20 protein-coding genes are annotated in these 20,011 nt (G+C 68.3%); 17 read left to right on the top strand and 3 right to left on the bottom strand.

Annotated elements, in window-relative coordinates; all coding sequences use genetic code 11:
• The first annotated feature begins 5 nt into the window (after positions 1 to 5).
• Complete coding sequence (locus A5787_RS05800; RefSeq protein ID WP_066962902.1) at positions 6 to 515, top strand: MarR family winged helix-turn-helix transcriptional regulator; 510 nt, start codon at positions 6 to 8, stop codon at positions 513 to 515.
• Between the two features lie 20 nt (positions 516 to 535).
• Positions 536 to 1,081 (top strand): TIGR03086 family metal-binding protein, encoded by a 546-nt coding sequence (locus A5787_RS05795; protein ID WP_066962899.1) that lies wholly within the window; start codon positions 536 to 538, stop codon positions 1,079 to 1,081.
• Positions 1,082 to 1,091: 10 nt separating this feature from the next.
• Here the strand turns inward: A5787_RS05795 and mmsB are convergent, their stop codons facing one another.
• From mmsB to A5787_RS05780, 3 genes are read right to left on the bottom strand one after another with little or no spacing between them, the layout of a single operon-like run.
• A complete protein-coding gene (gene mmsB, locus A5787_RS05790) occupies positions 1,092 to 1,973 on the bottom strand; it encodes a 3-hydroxyisobutyrate dehydrogenase (RefSeq protein ID WP_082977087.1) in 882 nt (293 codons plus the stop codon).
• 9 nt (positions 1,974 to 1,982) lie between these two features.
• Positions 1,983 to 3,143, bottom strand: a complete 1,161-nt coding sequence (locus tag A5787_RS05785; protein WP_066962896.1) for an isobutyryl-CoA dehydrogenase — start codon at positions 3,141 to 3,143, stop codon at positions 1,983 to 1,985.
• A 5-nt stretch (positions 3,144 to 3,148) separates the two neighbouring features.
• Complete coding sequence (locus A5787_RS05780; RefSeq protein ID WP_066962893.1) at positions 3,149 to 4,669, bottom strand: CoA-acylating methylmalonate-semialdehyde dehydrogenase; 1,521 nt, start codon at positions 4,667 to 4,669, stop codon at positions 3,149 to 3,151.
• 207 nt (positions 4,670 to 4,876) lie between these two features.
• Here A5787_RS05780 and A5787_RS05775 point away from each other — a divergent pair, with 207 nt between their 5' ends.
• The 15 genes from A5787_RS05775 (at position 4,877) to A5787_RS05705 (ending at position 19,957) form a co-directional block, all read left to right on the top strand.
• A complete protein-coding gene (locus tag A5787_RS05775; RefSeq protein WP_066962890.1) occupies positions 4,877 to 6,103 on the top strand; it encodes an NAD(P)/FAD-dependent oxidoreductase in 1,227 nt (408 codons plus the stop codon).
• Positions 6,100 to 7,440: an FAD-binding oxidoreductase gene (locus tag A5787_RS05770; protein ID WP_066962887.1), complete on the top strand. Its 1,341-nt coding sequence runs from the start codon at positions 6,100 to 6,102 to the stop codon at positions 7,438 to 7,440. Before A5787_RS05775 ends, A5787_RS05770 begins: the two co-directional genes overlap by 4 nt.
• A gap of 264 nt (positions 7,441 to 7,704) precedes the next feature.
• Positions 7,705 to 8,448: an anti-sigma factor gene (locus A5787_RS05765; protein ID WP_066962884.1), complete on the top strand. Its 744-nt coding sequence runs from the start codon at positions 7,705 to 7,707 to the stop codon at positions 8,446 to 8,448.
• A 73-nt stretch (positions 8,449 to 8,521) separates the two neighbouring features.
• A complete protein-coding gene (locus tag A5787_RS05760) occupies positions 8,522 to 10,270 on the top strand; it encodes a thiamine pyrophosphate-binding protein (protein ID WP_066962882.1) in 1,749 nt (582 codons plus the stop codon).
• Positions 10,261 to 10,932 (top strand): hypothetical protein, encoded by a 672-nt coding sequence (locus A5787_RS05755; RefSeq protein ID WP_066962879.1) that lies wholly within the window; start codon positions 10,261 to 10,263, stop codon positions 10,930 to 10,932. Before A5787_RS05760 ends, A5787_RS05755 begins: the two co-directional genes overlap by 10 nt.
• On the top strand, positions 10,929 to 11,948 hold the full coding sequence (locus tag A5787_RS05750; RefSeq protein WP_066962876.1) for a 3-oxoacyl-ACP synthase III family protein: 1,020 nt from the start codon (positions 10,929 to 10,931) through the stop codon (positions 11,946 to 11,948). The genes A5787_RS05755 and A5787_RS05750 overlap by 4 nt, the downstream gene beginning before the upstream one ends.
• A gap of 8 nt (positions 11,949 to 11,956) precedes the next feature.
• On the top strand, positions 11,957 to 12,991 hold the full coding sequence (locus A5787_RS05745) for a histidinol-phosphate transaminase (RefSeq protein ID WP_066963105.1): 1,035 nt from the start codon (positions 11,957 to 11,959) through the stop codon (positions 12,989 to 12,991).
• Positions 12,992 to 13,136: 145 nt separating this feature from the next.
• Positions 13,137 to 14,366 carry an NAD(P)/FAD-dependent oxidoreductase gene (locus A5787_RS05740; RefSeq protein WP_231993839.1) on the top strand — a complete coding sequence of 410 codons (1,230 nt, stop codon included), beginning with the start codon at positions 13,137 to 13,139 and terminating at the stop codon, positions 14,364 to 14,366.
• Positions 14,363 to 15,454: a methyltransferase gene (locus A5787_RS05735; RefSeq protein WP_156763782.1), complete on the top strand. Its 1,092-nt coding sequence runs from the start codon at positions 14,363 to 14,365 to the stop codon at positions 15,452 to 15,454. The genes A5787_RS05740 and A5787_RS05735 overlap by 4 nt, the downstream gene beginning before the upstream one ends.
• 41 nt (positions 15,455 to 15,495) lie before the next feature.
• Entirely contained in the window at positions 15,496 to 16,911 is a 1,416-nt protein-coding gene (locus tag A5787_RS05730) for an FAD/NAD(P)-binding protein (RefSeq protein WP_066962873.1), read from the top strand.
• Positions 16,912 to 16,933: 22 nt separating this feature from the next.
• Positions 16,934 to 17,470: an RNA polymerase sigma factor gene (locus A5787_RS05725; RefSeq protein WP_066962870.1), complete on the top strand. Its 537-nt coding sequence runs from the start codon at positions 16,934 to 16,936 to the stop codon at positions 17,468 to 17,470.
• Complete coding sequence (locus A5787_RS05720; RefSeq protein WP_066962867.1) at positions 17,467 to 18,156, top strand: Rieske (2Fe-2S) protein; 690 nt, start codon at positions 17,467 to 17,469, stop codon at positions 18,154 to 18,156. The genes A5787_RS05725 and A5787_RS05720 overlap by 4 nt, the downstream gene beginning before the upstream one ends.
• A gap of 21 nt (positions 18,157 to 18,177) precedes the next feature.
• Positions 18,178 to 18,651: a plastocyanin/azurin family copper-binding protein gene (locus A5787_RS05715; RefSeq protein ID WP_369829083.1), complete on the top strand. Its 474-nt coding sequence runs from the start codon at positions 18,178 to 18,180 to the stop codon at positions 18,649 to 18,651.
• The gene (locus tag A5787_RS05710) at positions 18,648 to 19,574 is read left to right on the top strand and encodes a metallophosphoesterase (RefSeq protein WP_066962864.1); all 927 of its coding nucleotides are present in this window, start codon (positions 18,648 to 18,650) and stop codon (positions 19,572 to 19,574) included. Before A5787_RS05715 ends, A5787_RS05710 begins: the two co-directional genes overlap by 4 nt.
• Positions 19,571 to 19,957: a hypothetical protein gene (locus A5787_RS05705; protein ID WP_066962860.1), complete on the top strand. Its 387-nt coding sequence runs from the start codon at positions 19,571 to 19,573 to the stop codon at positions 19,955 to 19,957. Before A5787_RS05710 ends, A5787_RS05705 begins: the two co-directional genes overlap by 4 nt.
• Positions 19,958 to 20,011 lie beyond the last annotated feature (54 nt).

Here is a 20,011-nt window from a genome sequence, read left to right as displayed (position 1 = left end):
GGGGCGTGGCCGCATCAAGCTCCAAGCGCGATCCGATCGCCGCGGCGCGGGCCAACTGGGAGCGCGCCGGGTGGGGAGACGTGTCGCAGGGCATGGTCGCGGTCACCTCGGTGATGCGCGCGCACCAGATCCTGTTGGCCAGGGTGGAGAACGCGCTGCGGCCCTACGACCTGAGTTTCTCCCGCTTCGAGTTGCTGCGGCTGCTGGCGTTCAGCCGGACCGGGGCGCTGCCGATCACCAAGGCGTCGGACCGGCTGCAGGTGCACGTCACCAGCGTGACCCACGCCATCCGCCGGCTGGAGGCCGACGGGCTGGTCCAGCGGGTGCCGCACCCGACCGATGGGCGCACGACGCTGGTGCAAATCACCGATCTCGGACGCTCGACCGTCGAGGACGCTACGGTCATGCTCAACGAGCAGGTATTCGCCGACATCGGGATCCAGGCAGCCGAATCCGAAGCGCTGGTGTCGTCCATCGAGACGTTGCGGCGCAACGCGGGTGACTTCTCAGACTGAAACGAGAGAAAGGCAGGACAGTGGACCCATTAGTTGCGCATCAGCGCGCCCAGGAGGCGTTCGCCGGCGTCCTTGCCCGCGTCAACCCCGACCAGCACGGCGCGCCGACGCCCTGCTCGGAGTGGACGATCGGGGACCTGATCGACCATGTCATCGGCGGCAACGAGCGCGTCGGGATATGGTCGGGCGGCGATCAGCCCCCGGCCCGGCCCGACGATGTCGTCGCGGCACACCGCGCTTCGGCCGACGCCGCACAGAAGATCTTCGCCGGGCCGGACGGGATGTCCACCATGTTCAAGCTGCCGTTCGGGGACGTCCCCGGACAGGTCTTCGTCGGGATGCGCACCTCCGACGTGCTGACCCACGCGTGGGATCTCGCCTTCGCCACCCACCAGTCCACCGATCTCGACCCGGAGCTGGCGGTCGAGCAGCTGGCCGCCGTGCGCGCGTTTGTCCGCAACGAGTTCCGCGGGCCGGGCCGGCCCTTCGGCCACGAGCAGTCGTGTTCGGCCGACCGCGCGCCCGCCGATCAGCTGGCGGCGTTCCTGGGCCGAAAGGTGCAGTGAGGCAAGCCCCTCACGCCGAGCCGCCGCGCAACGCCTCGATCACCGCGCTGAAGTCCTTGTCCGCGTGGTCGGCGGCGAACTTGGCGTAGATCTCCGCGGCGTGCGTGCCCAGCGGCGCCGCCGAACCGGTGGAGGTCACCGCATCCATCGCGAGGCCGAGGTCTTTGTTCATCAGCGCGGTCGCAAAGCCAGGCTTGAAGTCGTTGTTGGCCGGCGACGTCGGAACCGGTCCCGGGACCGGGCAATTGGTGTGTACCGCCCAGCAATTTCCGGTCGCGCCGGTGATGACGTCGAACAGGGACTGCGCCGACAGCCCCAGTTTCTCGGCGAGCACGAACGCCTCGCCGACCACGATCTGCTGCACCGCGAGCACCATGTTGTTGCACACCTTGGCCGCCTGGCCCGATCCGGCCGCTCCGCAGTGAATCACCTTGCCCGCCATGGGTTCCAGCACCGGTCGGGCGCGCTGCAGCGCCGACTCGTCGCCGCCCACCATGAACGCGAGCGTCCCGGCGACGGCGCCCTTCACGCCGCCGGAGACGGGCGCGTCGAGCTGTGAAACCCCATGGGATTGCGCGAGCGCGTGGATCTCGCGGGCGTCGGTGACCGAGATCGTCGAGCTGTCGATGAACAGCGCGCCGTCTCGGGCGGCGGGCAGTACCTCGGCGTAGCAGCGTTTGACGATGTCGCCGTTGGGCAGCATCGTGATGACGACGTCGGCCTCGGCCACCGCGTCGGCGGCGCTGTCGGATACCGTGGCGCCGCCGGCGGTGGCGGCGGCCGCTGCCGCGGGTACCGGGTCGTACCCGCGCACCGCGTGGCCGGCGGCAACCAGATTGACGGACATGGGTCCGCCCATGTTGCCCAACCCCAGGAACGCGATTGCCGTCAACTGAGCCTCCTAGGCGCTCGCCCGCACGCGGCCGGCCTCGGCCCGGCCGATGACCACCCGCATGATTTCGTTGGTGCCTTCCAGGATTCGATGCACCCGCAGGTCGCGGACGATCTTTTCCAGACCGTACTCGCGCAGATAGCCGTAGCCGCCGTGCAGTTGCAGCGCCTTGTCCGCGACCTCGAAGCAGGTGTCGGTGACGTAGCGCTTGGCCATCGCGCACAACTCGACCTTGTCGGGGTCGTCGGCGTCCAGCGCATTCGCGGCGCGCCACAACATCATTCGCGATGTCTCCAGCCCGGTGGCCATGTCGGCCAGGGCGAAGCGGATGGTCGGCTCGTCGAGCAGGGGCGAGCCGAAGGCCTGCCGCTCGCGCACGTAGGCGCCCGCCTTGTCGAAGGCGGATTGCGCGCCGCCCAGCGAGCACGCCGCGATGTTGAGCCGACCGCCGTTGAGGCCGTTCATCGCGATGCCGAAGCCGGCGCCCTCGCCGTCGGCGCCGCCGAGCATCGCGTCGGCCGGCACCCGCACGCCGTCGAGGATGACCTGCGCGGTGGGCTGGGCGTGCCAGCCCATCTTCTCCTCGAGCGCACCGAAACTCAGGCCGTCGGTACCCTTTTCGACGACGAACGCGGAGATGCCCCGGGACCCCTCGCCGCCGGTCCTGGCCATCACCACGTAGACGTCCGAGGCCCCGGCGCCGGAGATGAACTGCTTGACGCCGTCGAGCACGTAGTCGCCACCCTGCTTGACGGCGCGGGTGCTCAACGCGGCGGCGTCCGACCCGGCGCCCGGCTCGGTGAGGCAGTAGCTGGCGATGACGTCCATCGACGCCAGCCGCGGCACCCAGAACTTGCGTTGCTCGTCGGTGCCGAAGCTGTCGATCATCCACGCGCACATGTTGTGGATGGACAGGAACGCCGCGGTGACCGGGTCGGCGATGGCCAGCTGCTCGAAGATGCGGACCCCGTCGAGCCGGCGCAGCCCGCTGCCGCCGACGTCCTCGTGACAGTAGATCGCCGCCATGCCCAGCTCGGCGGACTCACGCAGTACGTCGGTCGGAAAGTGCTTGGCCGCATCCCATTCCAGCGCGTGCGGGGAGATCCGTTTGGCGGCGAACGCGGCGGCCGTCTCGGTGATGACCCGCTCGTCGTCGTTCAGGGTGAACATGGTGGCTAGTTCATTGTGGGGATGACGAATTCGGCGCCATCCTTGATGCCGGACGGCCACCGCGACGTGACGGTCTTGACCTTGGTGTAGAACTGGATCGACGCCGGGCCGTGCTGGTTGAGGTCACCGAAGCCGGAGCGCTTCCAGCCGCCGAACGTGTGGTAGGCCACCGGCACCGGGATCGGCACGTTCACACCCACCATGCCCACCTGCACCCGGGACACGAAGTCGCGGGCCGCGTCGCCGTCGCGGGTGAAGATCGCCACGCCGTTCCCGTACTCGTGTTCCGAAGGCAGCCGCAGCGCCTCTTCGTAGTCGTGGGCGCGCACGATGCACAGCACCGGCCCGAAGATCTCGTCGGTGTAGATCGACATCTCGGGGGTGACATGGTCGAACAGGGTGGGGCCGATGAAGAATCCGCCCTCGAGGTTGGCGTCCCCGAAAGTCAGGTCGTCGCTGGTCCGCTCGCGCCCGTCGATGACCAATTCGGCGCCCGCCTCGACGCCCTGGCCGATGTAGTCGCGCACCCGCGCCAGCGCGGCCTCGGTGACCAGCGGGCCGTAGTCGGCCTTGGGGTCCAGGCTGTGGCCGACGCGCAGGTTGCTGATCCGCTCGATCAGCCTGGCGCGCAACCGGTCCGCGGTCTGCTCGCCGACGGGCACCGCGACGCTGATCGCCATGCAGCGCTCGCCGGCGCTACCGTACCCGGCGCCGATCAACGCGTCGACGGCCTGGTCGAGGTCGGCGTCGGGCAGGACGATCATGTGATTCTTGGCGCCGCCGAAGCACTGTGACCGCTTGTCGTTGGCCGCGGCCGTGGAGTAGATGTAGTGCGCGATGTCGGAGCTGCCGACGAAACCCACGGCCTTGATGTCGGGGTGGTGCAGGATGGCGTCGACGGCCTCCTTGTCGCCGTGCACCACCTGGAAGACGCCCGGCGGCAGGCCCGCCTCCAAGAACAGCTCGGCCAACCGCACCGGGACCGAGGGATCGCGCTCGCTGGGCTTGAGCACGAAGGCGTTTCCGCACGCCAGGGCCGGCCCGGCCTTCCATAGCGGGATCATCGCCGGGAAGTTGAACGGCGTGATGCCGGCAACCACGCCCAGCGGCTGGCGCAGCGAGTAGACGTCGATGCCGGGGCCGGCGCCCTCGCTGTATTCGCCCTTGAGCAGGTGCGGGATCCCGATGGCGAACTCGATCACCTCGATACCGCGCTGGACGTCGCCCCTGGCGTCGGGCACCGTCTTGCCGTGCTCGAGGGACAGCAGCTCGGAGAGCTCGTCGATGTTCTTGTTGACCAGCTCGATGAAGCGCATCATCACCCGCGCGCGGCGCTGCGGATTCCATGCGGCCCAATCCTTTTGGGCCTCGACGGCCGAGGCCACCGCCGCGTCGACGTCGGCCTTGCCGGCCATCGGCACTGTCGCCTGCACCTCGCCGGTGCTGGGGTTGAAGACGTCGGCGGTGCGGGTGGACTGGCCGGCGGTGCGCTTCCCGCCGATGAAGTGCGGGATCTGTGTGGTCATGGGGCCCTCGAGTGTTGTTGACGCGCCTTAACTGATACTTGCATATCCTAGTAAATGGGGCCCGGGGTCCGCAAGGTGACGGGCAGCGCACCTTCCCGCGCGGCGGCCCTCCCGATCCGCCCAGGTGAACCACCAGCGGTTCCGCATCGTGCTAGTTCTGGGGGCCCGAGGTCCCCGGCACCCAAAACGCACGACGGGAGATCGCGGATGACGGCAGAGACCCGGCACAGCCCGGACACCGTTGTCATCGGCGCGGGGCCCGCCGGCCTGGCCGTCGCTCGCCAGCTCGACCATCAGCACGGCGTCAAAGCGCTCGTCGTCGACCGCGCGGCGGCCCCCGCGATGTCGTGGCGCACGCGCTACGACAACTTTCGGCTCAACACCACCGGCTTCTTGTCGCACCTGCCAGGGCAGCGCATTCCCTGGAACGCCGGCCGCTGGCCGACCAAGGAGGACATGGTCCGCTATTTCGACCGCTACGTCGCGCGGCAGAACATCGCGATCAGGCTCGGATGTGAGGTCCACCGCATCGACCGGGTCGGGGAAGCCTGGCGCCTCGACACAACGTCCGGTGAGATCCGAACCCCGGCAATCGTCCTCGCGACGGGCAACTACGGTGCGCCCACCATCCCCGCCTGGCCCGGGCTCGGCCGCTTCAGCGGCGAGATCGTTCATTCCGGCGACTTCACCAATGCCTGGCCCTACCGCGGCCGTGACGTGCTGGTCGTCGGCGCGGGCAATTCGGCCGCCGACATCGCCGTTCAGCTCGCCAACGACGGCGCGCGACGGATCTGGCTCGCGGTGCGCACACCGCCGCACCTGGTGCGGCGGGCCATCGGGCCGTTTCCCTCGGATATCTTCCTCGAACTGTTCTCGAGAGTTCCCGCGCGCGTGGTCGATCCGGTGATCGCGCGGATGAACCGGGTGATGTTCGGTGACCTGTCGGCCTACGGCTTCGACCGGCCGACGCTCGGGCTGAAGGCGACGGTGGAGACGCGGGGCCGCATCCCCACGCTGGCCGACGAACTCGTCGGCCAGGTGCGGATCGGGCGCGTCGAGGTCGTCGGCGCCGTCCAGGCACTCTCGGCCGGCGGCGTGGTCCTGGCCGACGGCACGTCCGTGGCGCCGCAGGTGATCATCGCCGCCACCGGGTTCGGCACGGATCTCGACGGCTTGGTCGGCCATCTCGGCGTCCTCGACGGGCACGGCCACCCCCGCGGCGGCTTTGCCTCGCACGTCGGCGACGGAATGTTCGCGATCGGCTACGGCATTCCGCCCAATGGTCCGCTGCGGGCGATCCGCATGAACTCGACGCCACTGGCCGCCGAAGTCGCGTCCTACCTGAAGCGGATTGGTTCATCCACCCGCGAGCCGCTTGCCGATGTGTCAGCGGATCTCGTGACATCAGGCCAGAAAACCAGAGGGGCACAATGATTTTACTTTCCACCGCAAAGGCCTTCCCCCGTGGCGCGGACGGTTACGAACGGGCGCGTCGGGAGACGGTGTGGAACGGGCTTGTGCCGGAACGCTTTCCCGACATCATCGTGCAGGCGTACGACGCCGACGACGTGGTCGCAGCGGTCCGTTATGCGCGGAGGAACGGATATCAGGTCGGCATACGTTCGGGCGGTCACAGCTGGACGGCCAGCCACCTGCGCGACGGCGGCCTGCTGCTCGACGTCAGCCGCCTCGATCATTGCGCCGTCGAACCGGACCGGATGACCGCGGACGTCGGCCCAGGCAAGGTCGCCAGCGTGTTCGCGACCGAACTGGACGCGCAAGGGCTGTTCTTTCCCGCCGGCCACTGCGAGGGAATCTGCCTCGGCGGCTATCTGTTACAGGGCGGATACGGCTGGAACAGCCCGGTGCTGGGGCCGGCCTGCGAGAGCGTGCTTGGACTGGAAGTGGTGACCGCCGACGGCGAACTGATCTACTGCGACCCCGAAAACCATCCGGACCTGTACTGGGCGGCCCGCGGGGCCGGACCGGGTTTCTTCGGCGTGGTCACCTCGTTCAAGCTGCGGGTTCACCCACGTCCCGCGGTCTGGGGCACCTGCCTGTACATGTATCCGATCGAGGTCGCCGACGAAGTGTTCGCCTGGGGACGTTCCCTCATTCCCGAGATCGACGACCGCGTCGAACTGCAGATCCACACCGGGCGCAGCTTTCCCGGAGCCGGTCTGGACCAACCCGGCATCACGATCGCCTCGCCGGTATTCGCCGACTCGGAGGAGGAGGCGATGAAAGCCCTTGCTCCGCTCGGGAGTTGCCCGGTCATCGACAAGGCGATCGTCAGCCTCCCGTATGCTCCGGCAACGTTGGCCAATTGGTACACCGCCGTGATGACCAGCTACCCGAAGGGGCACCGCTACATCGCCGACAACATGTTCACGTCGGCCTCCGCCGAAGCGCTGCGGCCGGGCATCCGCAAGATCATCGAGACCATGCCGCCGCATCCCTCGCACTTCATCTTCACGGGCTGGAAGACCGACCCGGCGCGCGCGGACATGGTGTACGGCGTCGAAGACGAGGTCTACATGGCGCTCTACACCATCTGGCAGGATCCGGCCGACGACGACCGGTACCGCGACTGGGCCGCGTCCAACATGGCGGCGATGTCGCACTTGGCGACCGGCAGCTCGCTCGCCGACGAAAATCTGTGCCGGCGTCCGTCGCGATACATTGCCGAGTCGAACATGGCACGACTCGACCAGGTGCGCTCGGCCTACGACCCGGATCGTCGGTTCCACAGCTGGCTCGGCGGCTCCTGACGGCAACCCCGCACCCTGCCGCTCAGCAAACCGCGGCCGGTGTGCGCTGAATGAACCGAACAGGCGCTTCGCTCGTTTCATCAGCATGGAGGATTTGAGTTGATGAGGGCGCTCCACCGCCCGCAACGAAAGTCGGAGCCCCGGACCGGCGGCTGACCGTCGTTGCGGTGACGCCCTGCCCGCCATTCAGGGCGGCTGAGGAATCTCCGAAATCTCTGAAAGAGCTTTAATACCATGATATCCCAGGAAACGGGGAGTAATAGGATGATGCCGCTTTGGCGGCCCGGGACGCCGACAGTCGGTCACCCGCCCGGGCATGACGAGTACGAGATGTGGGATGCCGCATACGTGCTGGGATCGCTGTCGTCGGCGCAACGGCGCGAGTTCGAAGCGCACCTGGGCTACTGCCCGTTGTGCCGCAGCGCCGTTGGCGAGCTCAACGGCGTTCCGGCCCTCCTGTCGCAACTGGGTCGCGGCGAGATGACCGCGATCGACGAGCACGACGGCGGCGACGCGGAACCGCTGCCGAGCGATGAGTTGCTGACGTCGCTGCTGGCCAAGGTCGACTGGCGACGGCGCCGGGCGCGCGTCGCGACCTGGGCGGCCGGGACCGTCGCAGCCGCGGTCCTGGCGATCGGTGTGTTCGTCGGCCTCGCCGGTCAATCCTCGCCAACCGCGCCGGTGCCGCAGGCCAACGAGTCGGTTCAGCCGATGGCCCAGGTCGGAACGGACAAGCTGGCCTCGACGGTATCCCTGAGCAGCCAGCGGTGGGGAACGTCGATCTCGATGAACTGCGTCTGCCTGGCCCCGCTGAACGCCCATCACGACACGCTGGCGATGGTCGTGATAGCTCGTGACGGCAGCCACACCCGGTTGGCAACCTGGGTGGCGAATCCGGGCCACACGGCGGTGCCCGCGGGCAGTATTTCAACACGTGTAGATCAAATCGCTTCTGTACAAGTGATTTCCGTCGATGACGGCGAGGTCCTTTTGGAGCGTTCACTGTGAATTGTTCGGTCTCGGGTGAACTGAAGTCACCTGGGGGTCGTGTTACTGGCAGCGACATGAGTTAGGTGAGCAGATGCCCAGGCAACACAGGGTGGTCGACCATATCGTCGAATACCTCGCGAGAATCGACAGCGATTACATATTCGGCGTCGACGGCGCCAATATCGAAGATCTTTACGACGCCGCACATTTCAATTCGGACATCACCGCGGTGTTGGCAAAACACGAGTTCTCGGCCGCTACGATGGCCGACGGGTACAGCCGCAGCGGCGCCGGTTTGGGCGTGGTGGCGGCGACATCCGGCGGAGGAGCGCTGAATCTCGTTGCGGGCCTTGGGGAATCGTTGGCCAGCCGGGTGCCGGTGTTGGCCTTGGTGGGTCAGCCGGCCACCACGATGGACGGTCGGGGCAGTTTCCAGGACACCAGCGGCTGCAACGGTTCCTTGAATGCCGAGGCGTTGTTCTCCGCGGTCTCGGTCTTTTGCCGGCGGGTCCTGACGCCCGCCGACATCCTTTCGGCGTTGCCCAGTGCAACCGCGGCCGCGCGCACCGGCGGCCCGGCGGTGTTGTTGCTGCCCAAAGACATTCAACAGGCCAAGGTAGAGATCGCCGACCACGCCGGTGCTGACCCTCGTGGCAGCGAGCACCCAGGGGCGAGCATCGGCGATCCACGTGCGATCGTGCGAGCCCTGCGGCGAGCGAGCGGGCCCGTCACCATCATCGCCGGCGAGCAAGTGGCTCGCGACGACGCCCGGGCCGAACTCGAGGAGTTGCGCGCCCTGCTGCGTGCCCGGGTGGCATGCGTGCCCGACGCCAAAGATGTCGCCGGCACACCGGGTTTCGGTTCCTCTTCGGCGCTCGGCGTGACGGGTGTGATGGGCCATCCCGGTGTGGCCGACGCGATCGCCGCGAGCGCCGTGTGCCTGGTAATCGGCACCCGACTGTCGGTGACGGCTCGCGCCGGCCTCGACGACACGCTCGCGGCGGTGCGGATGGTCTCGCTCGGCTCCGCCCCGCCCTACCTGCCGTGCACGCATGTGCACACCGAGAATCTGCGGGGATCGCTGGCGATGCTGACCCGGGCCTTGTCCGGGCGGGGGCGGGCAAGGGGGCTGCGCGTGCCCGATTTCGTTGCGGGCACAGAACTGCGTCCACCGTCCTTCGCCGGTACGGGCGTTCGTTACCGGGACGCCATGGTGGCGCTCGACAGCGCGTTGCCCGACGGGACCGACATCGTCGTCGATGCCGGCAACACCGGCGCGGCCGCGATCCATCACCTCCCCGTTCGCCGGGACGGTCGCTTCGCGGTGGCACTCGGGATGGGGGGCATGGGTTACAGCTTCGGCGCCGGCATCGGGATGGCGTTCGGACGGGCCAACAGCGGGCGCCCCGGCGGTCGCACCGTGGTGATCGCGGGTGACGGCGCGTTCTTCATGCACGGCATGGAGGTGCACACCGCGGTGCAGTACCGGCTACCGGTGACTTTCGTGCTGTTCAACAACAACGCCCACGCCATGTGCGTCACCCGCGAGCAGCTGTTCTACGACGACCTGTACAGCTACAACCGGTTCGCTCCCAGCCGGCTGGCGGCCGGTCTGGCGAGCATGTTCCCCGGGCTGTCTGCGGTCGACGTGGCCGACCTCGACGCGCTTCCCGCTGCACTTGAACGGGCGATGGCCGTCGACGGCCCGTCCGTGGTCAGCGTCGAGTGCGCCGCCGACGAAATCCCGCCGTTCGCAGCGTTCCTCAACAGAAAGCCCGCCAATCACGTGGTCGAACAACAGATCACAACGCAAAAAGGAGTACCGATTCCATGTCCGTAGCAGCGCTTGACGACATCGCCGTGCATAGCGGCACCACCCGGCCCATCGAGGGGGTGTTCCGCATCGAGACCTCGCCGCTCGAGGAAACCGCCCCGATGTTCATGGCGAAGATGCGATCGGTCTATCCGCACGACGAGGTCTTCGGCCAGTACTGCACGGTCAACGACTACGTCGACTGCCCACCCGACGAACTCTTCGAATACCTGGCCGACACCCGCAGCCTCGAGGAGTGGACCTACACCCTTCGTGACTTCACCCCGACGGAGGAGCCCGGGCTCTGGTTGGCCTACGACCGGTTGCTTCCGGACACCAAGATCTACACGCGCACGGTGTCCAACGCGCAGGCCCGCACGGTCGACTACCACTGCGCCTGGGACCAGGGCGAGCACCTGTGGATGATCTATCTGATGCGGGTGCTCGACGCGCAAGTGGTGCTCGGCAAGCCCGGTTCCGTTGTGCTGTGGACCAATTGCCGCCACCCCTTCTACGACCACAATCCGTATCCCGAGGCCGCCCCGCCGGAGCGCACGGGCTGGGTGGGCGACTTCTGGGACATCTTCGGGGCCGGCCACGGGCTGGAACTGAACAACCTCAAGTCGATCGCCGAATACCGCCACCGCAACGGCTTGCCCGTCACGCCGGAATGGATGAGCACATCATGAACCGACCCACCGTCAGCCTGGCCGACGTCTCCACCTACCTGCCCGGCGAACCGATCGGCGCCGACTACTACGCACAGTTCGCCGGCTCGGATGACCTGGCGGCCAACCTGATGTTCCGCGCGCCCAAGTTCCGCCATCACGTCGGCCCGGACGAAACCGCGACCGACATGATCGAGCGGGCGGCCCAAGGGCTGATCGAACGGCACGGCCACGACGTCATTGCCGACGTCGACGTGCTGATCACCCACGCGCAAATGCCCGACATGCCGTTCTATGGCGGGGGCGGCAGCATCGCGCACCGGTTGGGCATGCGTCCGGGTTCGGTGCTGGATCTGCATAACGGCGGCTGCGCGGCGTTCGTCCTGGGTCTCAACGTGGCCCGTCAACTGCTCGCGTCCGGACAGGGCAGCACCGCGCTGGTCGCGATCGCCCAGAACGCCGCCGGCCAGGTCTTCGACCAGCCCGGGGTGCGCCGCAAGGCGCAGGCCTCGGTCCCCGGCGACGGCGCCGCCGTCGGATTGGTGACGCTGTCGGACGAATCCCCGATCCTGGACATCGAATGCCGCACCTACGGCGAATACGCCGGCGACATGACGCTCGCCATCGACCCGCCCCGCAAGTGGTGGCAGCCCGGCCCCGGTGAGGCCTCCATCGGGTTCACCGAATCCAAGATCACCAAGGTGCTCGCGCGGGGAAATCGGCAGGTCCCCGAGGTAGCGCTGGCGGTCTGTGATCGAATCGGCCTTGCGCCCAAGGACATCGACCTGCTGGTCACCAACCAGCCCAACCGGGTGTTCTTGCGCAACTGGCGCGAAGCGTTGGAGGTGCCCGAATCGAGACACCTCGATACTTTTGACGAGTGCGGCAACCTGTTTGGTGCCGGCATCCCGATCAACTTGGATCGCGCGATATCGGACGGTCAGGTCAAGGCCGGTGACATCGTGATGATGGCCGCCTTCGCGCACGCCGGCGACTTCGCGGGCGCGGCGGCGGTCCGCTGGGGCGGACGAAGCTGATGATGCCCATGCTGGCGGCGAGCCCCGTCACCGCCGAGATCCTCGATGCGCTGCCGATCGCGAGCGATCCATTCGCCTTATCGCTCAACGAGAACCCGTTTCCACCGCTGCCTGCGGTGCGCTCGGCGCTGGTCCGCTCGATCGATGTCGCCAATCGTTACCCGGAGTTCCTGCCCGAGCGGCTGCGCCGCCTGGTCGCCGGTCACATCGGGGTGTGCGACGAGCAAGTCGTGCTGGGGGCGGGCGCCAGCGGAGTGGTGATGCAGGTCCTGCACGCGATGACGCGCCCCGGCGATCGGATTGTGCTGAGCGAGCCGACTTTCGACGGGTACCCGATCTTCGCCCGGATGGCCCACCTCACACCGGTCACCGTTCCGCTGGACACGCGCGGCCACCACAACCTGGGGGCCATGGCGGAAGCGGCGGCGGACGCCCGCGTGGTCGTCTTGTGCCGTCCCCACAACCCGACGGGCACCCTGGAGCCCGTCGCGGACGTGGAGCTATTCCTGCGGCAGGTGCCGGATGACACGATCGTCCTGCTCGACGAGGCCTACATCGAGTTCGTCGCCCCCAGGCTCCGCATCGACGGACCCGACCTGATCCGGAAATTCCCGAATGTCGTGGTGGTGCGGACCTTCTCGAAGGCCTATGGTCTGGCCGGGCTTCGCATCGGGTACGGGTTCTCTTCACCGGAATTGGCCGCCACCCTGTGGGCGATGCAGCTGCCGTTCGGCATGGGCATCACCAGCCTGGTCGCGGTCGCGGCGTGCTACGACGCCGAAGACCAGTTGCGGCAACGCATTCTGCGAATCAGCGGTGAGCGCGACTACCTGTCCCGGCGGCTTCGGGCAAAGGGTGTGTACACCACCGGCGGGCACGCCAACTTCGTTTACCTCCCCGCCGTCGCGAGACCCTGGCGAGAGGTATTCGGCGACACCGGCCTGACGGCCCGCTACTACTCCGACGGCGCCGCCCGGATCACCGTCGGAGGCCGCGCGTCCACCCGAGCGGTGCTGGCCGCACTGGCCAGCGCGCGGGGCTGATCCGAATCGCTTCCGGAGGTTGTGAAAATGGACCCCCTGCTGACGCTCTACTTCTCGGCGGGCATGTCGTTCGCCGGAGCCGGCCTGCTGAAGCTGCAAGCGCGCCTTGAGCGCTGGGCCTACGAGCGACACGCCGAGGACTGAAGTGAACCATTCCGACAAGCTCAGGATCCTCATCGTCGGCGCCGGCGTGGGCGGCATCTCCGCCGCCCGGGGATTGTTGCGCGACGGACACGACGTCACGGTCTTCGAACGGCGACCGGACGCGACGGCAGGCGGCGGCGCCGTGACCATCTGGTCCAATGGCTCGACCGTTCTCCGGCAGCTGGGGGTCGACATGGACGGGGCCGGTCAGCCACTGTCCACCGTGCGGGTCACCACACCGAGCGGCCGCGCGGTCGCCACCGTGGACCTGACCGCGATCACCGACCGGCTGAGAGCACCGGTTCGGATGGTCCCGCGTCGGGTCCTGCTTGAACGGCTGCTGGAAGGCTTTCCGCTCGATCGCATCCGTTGCAATAGCCGGGTGGCCGGGGTCGTCACGACGCACGACGGAGTTCGGCTCGAGTTCGACGACGGCACCTGGGCCGAAGGGGACCTGTTGATCGGCGCGGACGGCCTGCACTCGATGGTTCGCGGCGTCGTCGGTGCGCCGCAGGCGAAACCGACCGGCTGGTGCAGCTGGCAGGGGCTGGTCAGCCTGCCCGACATCGGCGACAAGCACGCCGCGCAGATGATTATCGGCGAGCACGGAAACCTTGGACTGTGGCCGGCCGGGGGTTCGGATCTGCAGTGGTGGTTCGACCTGCCGTGGTCGCCCGACTTCGTCAGACCAGAACGCCCGATCGAGCTGATCCGGTCCCATTTCGGGGGATGGTCCGAGGCGGCTGACCGGGTACTCGCGACAGTGACCGACGAGGATCTGGCCGCTTCGCCGTTCCCCCATTTCCGGCATCCGATCCCGGGCCCGGGCCACGGGCCGGTCACGCTGCTCGGCGACGCCGCACACACGATGCCGCCGACCCTGGCGCAGGGAACCAATCAGGCGCTGCTCGACACGATGGTGTTGTGTAAGGCGCTTTCGGATCTCCGCAAGGGCCGGCGGGGCGCGTACGGCAAGATCCGGGATCTCTCGGATGCGCTGCGCCGGTACGAGAACACCAGGCGACGCAAGGTCGGTGCGGTGTCCTGGGTGACCACGCAGCAGGTGTCGCGCAGCGAGACCGCGCTGAGGCCCGCCGCGATGGTCTCGGACCGCTTCATGACCTGGGCGCTCACGACGTTCCTGTGCGCGGTGAGCCACCGCAGGATGTCGGCGCAGATCGACCGAAGCCTCGGGGCCGCGACCACCACCGATCTTGTCGATGCCACATGATGCCTTCAACCAAGGTGCCGCCCGCCAGGCTGGCCCGCGCGCTCGAGTGGATTCGCCACTACCTGTACCGGCTGCATCAACGGCTGACACCCGCGCCGGCCGCGATGATGGAGATGATCATTGCGAACTGGACCTCGCAGGCGATCACCGCGGTGGCCCAACTCGGCGTCGCCGACGCCCTGGCCGACGGCCCGCTGCCGATCGACCAGCTGGCCGCCCGGGTGGGCGCCGACGCGGACGCGCTGGGCCGGCTGCTGCGGGCATTGGTCGGCAAGGGCATCTTCCGTCATCGGCGCGACGGGCGCTATGAGCTCAATTCCCTTGCCGGAACGCTGCGTTCGGACGCGCCGATCTCGATGACGTGGGCGGCGCAGTTCTACGGGTCGGCCGAACAGCGCGAACGCTGGACCCTGTTGGTCGACTCGATTCGCGCCGGAAGGACGGTCGTCCCGGCGTTGCGCGGTGCGGCGAGCTTCGACTACTTCGACCGATACCCCGAGCTTGCCAACCTCTTCAACCAGACGATGACGAGCGTTTCGGAGCTGACCGACGGGCCGGTGGTCGCCGGCTACGACTTCGGTGCCTACCCCACGATCGTCGACGTGGGCGGCGGGCACGGCCCGCTGCTGGCCGCCATCCTGGCGGGGGCGCCGGCGTCGCGGGGCGTACTTTACGACCTGCCCCCGGTGGTCGCGCAGGCCCCAAAGCTGTTGCGCGAGCGCAACGTCGCCGACCGCGTCAGCGTCGCGGAGGGCTCGTTTTTCGATAGCGTTCCCGGCGGTGGCGACGCCTACATCCTCAAGAACATCATCCACGATTGGCCCGACGACAAAGCGGTGCAGATCCTGCGCAATGTGCGCGCGGCGGCCGGCCCCCACGCGACGGTGCTACTGGTCGAACTGGTCATCCCCGGGCACGACCGTGACTTCCCGGGAAAATGGGTGGATTTGGAAATGCTGCTGAACTTGGGGGCCCGCGAACGCACCGCCGCCGAGTACCGAGATCTGCTCGGCCAGGCCGGATTCCGGGTCACCCGGGTGGTGCAAACCGCTTCTCCGCTCAGCGTGGTCGAGGCCCGGGCGACATAGCGGCAGCCGCCGCGAGGCGGCCGGGTTAGCCTTGACCCCGTATGCACACCCTCGAAGCCGACTACCTGGTGGTCGGGGCGGGCGCCATGGGGATGGCGTTCCTCGACACGCTGGTCAGCGAGACGCGGGCCCGCGTGGTGCTGGTGGATCGCAACCATCAGCCCGGCGGGCACTGGACCACGGCCTATCCGTTCGTGCGGCTGCACCAGCCGTCGGCGTTCTACGGCGTCAACTCGCTGCCGCTCGGTCGCGACGCCCTCGACCAGGTTGGCTGGAACGAGGGGCTTTACGAGCTGGCGACCGCCGGTGAGGTCTGCGCGTACTACGACCACGTCCTGCGCCATCGGTTCCTGCCGACCGGGCGCGTCGCCTACTTCCCGATGAGTGAATACCGCGGTGATGGCCGCTTTACGACGCTGGGCGGCACCGAGTACGCCGTCGACGTCACGGGCCGCATCGTCGACGCCACCTACATGCGCGTCGAGGTTCCCTCGATGCGGCCGCCGCCGTACGAGGTGGTGCCCGGCGTCGCGTGCGTCCCGCCCAACGACCTGCCCCGGCTGGCCGCCCGCGAGCGCTACGTCGTGGTCGGGTCCGGCAAGACCGGCATCGACACCTGCCTGTGGCTGCTGGGCCAGGGCATCGACCCGGACCGGCTGACCTGGATCATGCCGCGGGACTCGTGGCTGCTGGATCGCGCGACGATCCAGCCGGGGTCGTTGTTCGCCGACCGGATCAAGGCCGCGTTCACCGCGCAGCTGCGGGCCGTCGGCGACGCGGACTCCGTCGACGACCTGTTCTCCCGCCTCGAGGACGCCGGCGCGCTGCTGCGGATCGACCCGGCGATCCGCCCCACCATGTACCGCTGTGCCACCGTCACCCACGCCGAGCTGGAGCAGCTGCGCCGCATCACCGACGTCGTGCGCATGGGCCACCTGCTGCGCGTCGACGCCGACAAGATGGTCCTCGACGGCGGCGCCGTTCGCGCGGACGGTTCGGCGCTGTACGTCGACTGCACCGCGGACGGCGCCGAGAAGCGACCAGCCACACCGGTTTTCGAACCGGGCCGGATCACGTTGCAGAGCGTCCGGGGGTGCCAGCAGATCTTCAGCGCGGCGCTGATCGCCCACGTCGAGTCCGCTTACCCCGACGACGCCGCGAGGAACGAGCTTTGCCCGCCGCTGCCGCATCCCGACACCGACCTCGACTGGTTGCGCGTCGCGCGCGCCGACTACGGCAATCAGCTGCGCTGGCTCGACGACGCGGACCTGACCGCCTGGCTCGCCACCGCGCGCCTGGACCTGTTCGGACATCTGATGGGTCACCTGCTGGCGCCGGCGTCGGCGAAGCCGCGGGTGCGGGACCGGATCCTGCGCATCGCCCGCTCGGCCTTGTCGGCCACCGCCGCGAAGCTGGACCGGCTGATGGCCGGCGAACTCTCGTGTAACCCGAGCTGATACTTATCGGTGAAGGAGGCACGTGGCGGCTCACAACGAACCCGGCCCGCGTCCGCTGCGCGCGGTCCCCGATGACGGCTATCCCGACTGGGAGGCCGTGTACTCCGACAACGCGTCCTGGGTGTACCGCACGCTGTTCGCCCGGGTGGGCAACCGCGCCGACGCCGAGGACCTCACCGCGGAGGTCTTCCTGGCCGCGCTGCGGCCGCTGCGCCTGACGGCCAGCGTCGGCGAGGTGCGCGCCTACCTGCGGGCCACGGCCAGGACGGTCCTGGCCGCGCACTGGCGGGAGACCATGGGCCGGGAGATAACCTCGATCGACGACATCGAACAACCACCGGAGAGCGAGGAGGCGATCAGCACCGCGCCCCAGCGTGTCGCCAGGGTCCTCGACAGCCTGCCGGACCGGTACCGCCAGATTTTGGAAATACGTTTCTTACAAGGCAATTCGATCAAGGAGTCCGCCGCCGAGCTGGGAATCAGCGTCGCCAACGCCAAAGTGCTCCAACACCGGGCCCTGCGGCTGGCGGCACAGGTCAACGATGGAGGTCAGCGATGAACGCGCGAGGGTTGCGCCGCTATGTCGATGACCTGTTGCGGGGCCGCCGGCCCAAGCCGTTTGCGGCCGACGACTTCGAGGCGGCGCAGATCCGGACCGCGATCGAGCTGCGGGCGGCCGGGCAGGGTGATGATGAGCCCCGGCAGGAGTTCCTCAGCGAGTTGCACGGCCGGCTCGCCGAGCAGATGAACGGCGCGCCCGCGCCGGCGCCCACCAAGCATCCCACGACGCGCCGCCAGGTCATCGTGGGCACGTCGGCCGCCGCGGCCGCGGCGGCGGCGGCGGTGTCCATCGATCGGGCGCTGATGGGCAGCCCCACCGAAGGTCCGGCTGTCGCCGGGGAACTCAGGCCTTATGACGGAAGCTGGCAGCGCGTCGCGGCCAGCTCCGATGTGCCCGACGGCGTCATGCATCCGTTCGATCTGGGCTCGGTCACCGGATTCGTCCGCCGCGTCGACGGCAAGCCCGAAGCCATATCCGGTGTCTGCACACATCAGGGTTGCCGGCTGTGGTTCGACGCACCCGAGGGCACGCTGCGCTGCCCGTGCCACACGACGTCGTTCTCGCCCAGCGGGAAGGTGCTCACCCACCAGCTGCCAATCTCGCCAAAACCTTTGCCCGCGCTGATGGTCCGCGAGGTCAACGGCGTGATCGAGGTGTTCGCCCCGCCGCGCCGCGAGGTGTAACCCGCCGCCCTATCTCTTGGCATGGATATCGCCAAGCTTCGAAAACATCTGGTCGCGGTGCTAGCCGGGGGCGCGCTGATGCTGGCCGGTTGCTCGTCGTCGCCGCCGCCGGCCGCGCAGCCGTCGGTGACCTTCGGCTCGGGCGCCGGCGGCGTGCCCGGAATGCCGGGCATGAGCGGGATGCCCAGCGCACCGGGCCCGACGCCGGGCCCGGCATCGGCGACCGGGTCACCGGCCGCCGCCACGGGCGACCAGGTCACCATCGACAACTTCGCCTTCGCGCCGGTCACCTTGACCGTCAAGGCGGGCACCACCGTCACGTGGACCAACCGCGACGAGGAACCGCACACGGTGGCCGCGAGCGATGGCTCGTTTCACTCGCCCGGAATGGGAACGGGCGCGACCTTTTCGCACACCTTTCCCACGGCGGGGAAGTTCGACTACGTCTGCTCGATTCACCCGATGATGCACGGCACCGTGGTGGTGACGGGATGAACGACCCGAACACGATGACCCGCCGCCAGCTCATCCGGCACTCGGCGTGGTTCGGCGCGGCGGTCGGGTTCGCCGTCGTCGGCGGCGAGGTCATCTCGCACGTCGCCGGCACGGCGACGGCCGCGCGCACCCAGGCCCGGCCGACGCTGCGGTTCGCCCAGATCAGCGACAGCCACATCGGCTTCTCCGGCCCGCCGAACCCGGACGTCGCGAGCACGTTCGGCCACGCGATCGACGAGATCAACAACCTCGGCTACACGCCGGATTTCGTCATCCACACCGGCGACCTCACGCACCTGTCGAGCCCGGAGCAGTTCGACCAGGTGAAGCAGATGATGACCAAGCTGCAGACGCCGCACATCTTCACGGTGCCCGGCGAACACGATTCGGTCGACGACGCGGGACAGAAGTACCGCAGCGTCTTCGGCGCCGGAACCCGCGGCGACGGGTGGTACAGCTTCGACGTCGCCGGCGTCCACGTGATCGCCCTGGTGAATACCCTGAACCTCAAGAAGCTTGGGCATCTTGGGACGGATCAGCTGGCCTTCGTCGAGAAGGACGTCGCGGGATTGTCGAATGACACGCCGATCATCGTGTTCAGCCACATCCCGCTGTTCGCGATGTACCCCGACTGGGGCTGGGGCACTGATGACGCCGCCCAGGCGCTCAGCTACCTGAGCCGCTTCTCGTCGGTCACCTGCCTCAACGGGCATGTGCACCAACTGTTTTCCAAGACGGAAGGCAATGTGACGTTCTACAGCGGCACGACGACCGCCTACCCGCTGCCGCACCCCGGCGACGGACCGGCACCCAAGCCGGTGACGCTGCCGGCCGGCAAGCTGCGCGACGTGCTGGGGATTCGCGAGGTCAACTACACCAAGGGGCAGACCGCCCTGGCACTGAAAGAGACGACGCTGCAATGAGACTCATTCTTAGGCTCGGCCTGGCCGCCGCCCTGGCCGTCAGCGCCTTCAGCCACGCCTACCTGTATATCCACGGCTACCAACATATCCCGATGATCGGCAACGCCTTCCTGGTGCAGGCCAGCGTGTCGTTTTCGCTGGCCCTGCTGGTCGCCGCGGGTGGCCCGTGGTGGGTCGAATGGTCCGCCGCCGCGCTGGCCGGCGGCTCCCTGGTGGCCTTCGTGCTGTCGAGAACCGTTGGGCTCTTTGGCTTCACCGAGCACGGTTGGGAGCCGGCGCCGCACGCGGCCCTCACCGTGGTCGCGGAGGCGATGTGCGTGCTGCTGTGGGCGGCCGCCTTCGTCAGGATGCCTCGGACGAGGCGTGTTGCCGCCGTGTCTTAGGCCGGATCGAAATAGATCGTCCCCTGACCGGACCTGAATAGTCGTTCCCTGCGA

The sequence above is a fragment of the Mycobacterium sp. 852002-50816_SCH5313054-b genome, from assembly GCF_001667185.1.
Taxonomy (GTDB): Bacteria; Actinomycetota; Actinomycetes; order Mycobacteriales; family Mycobacteriaceae; genus Mycobacterium.
This window is presented reverse-complemented; position numbering and strand designations above follow the sequence as displayed.

Bases quoted from the DNA above. Each gene is read 5' to 3' on its own strand.
- A5787_RS05730 (WP_066962873.1), top strand. From the start codon at position 15,496: ATGCACACCCTCGAAGCCGACTACCTGGTGGTCGGGGCGGGCGCCATG.
- A5787_RS05775 (WP_066962890.1), top strand. From the start codon at position 4,877: ATGACGGCAGAGACCCGGCACAGCCCGGACACCGTTGTCATCGGCGCG.
- A5787_RS05785 (WP_066962896.1), bottom strand. From the start codon at position 3,143: ATGTTCACCCTGAACGACGACGAGCGGGTCATCACCGAGACGGCCGCC.
- A5787_RS05770 (WP_066962887.1), top strand. From the start codon at position 6,100: ATGATTTTACTTTCCACCGCAAAGGCCTTCCCCCGTGGCGCGGACGGT.
- A5787_RS05750 (WP_066962876.1), top strand. From the start codon at position 10,929: ATGAACCGACCCACCGTCAGCCTGGCCGACGTCTCCACCTACCTGCCC.
- A5787_RS05705 (WP_066962860.1), top strand. From the start codon at position 19,571: ATGAGACTCATTCTTAGGCTCGGCCTGGCCGCCGCCCTGGCCGTCAGC.
- A5787_RS05720 (WP_066962867.1), top strand. From the start codon at position 17,467: ATGAACGCGCGAGGGTTGCGCCGCTATGTCGATGACCTGTTGCGGGGC.
- A5787_RS05780 (WP_066962893.1), bottom strand. From the start codon at position 4,669: ATGACCACACAGATCCCGCACTTCATCGGCGGGAAGCGCACCGCCGGC.
- A5787_RS05745 (WP_066963105.1), top strand. From the start codon at position 11,957: ATGCTGGCGGCGAGCCCCGTCACCGCCGAGATCCTCGATGCGCTGCCG.
- A5787_RS05710 (WP_066962864.1), top strand. From the start codon at position 18,648: ATGAACGACCCGAACACGATGACCCGCCGCCAGCTCATCCGGCACTCG.
- A5787_RS05735 (WP_156763782.1), top strand. From the start codon at position 14,363: ATGATGCCTTCAACCAAGGTGCCGCCCGCCAGGCTGGCCCGCGCGCTC.
- A5787_RS05715 (WP_369829083.1), top strand. From the start codon at position 18,178: ATGGATATCGCCAAGCTTCGAAAACATCTGGTCGCGGTGCTAGCCGGG.
- A5787_RS05755 (WP_066962879.1), top strand. From the start codon at position 10,261: ATGTCCGTAGCAGCGCTTGACGACATCGCCGTGCATAGCGGCACCACC.
- A5787_RS05765 (WP_066962884.1), top strand. From the start codon at position 7,705: ATGATGCCGCTTTGGCGGCCCGGGACGCCGACAGTCGGTCACCCGCCC.
- A5787_RS05760 (WP_066962882.1), top strand. From the start codon at position 8,522: ATGCCCAGGCAACACAGGGTGGTCGACCATATCGTCGAATACCTCGCG.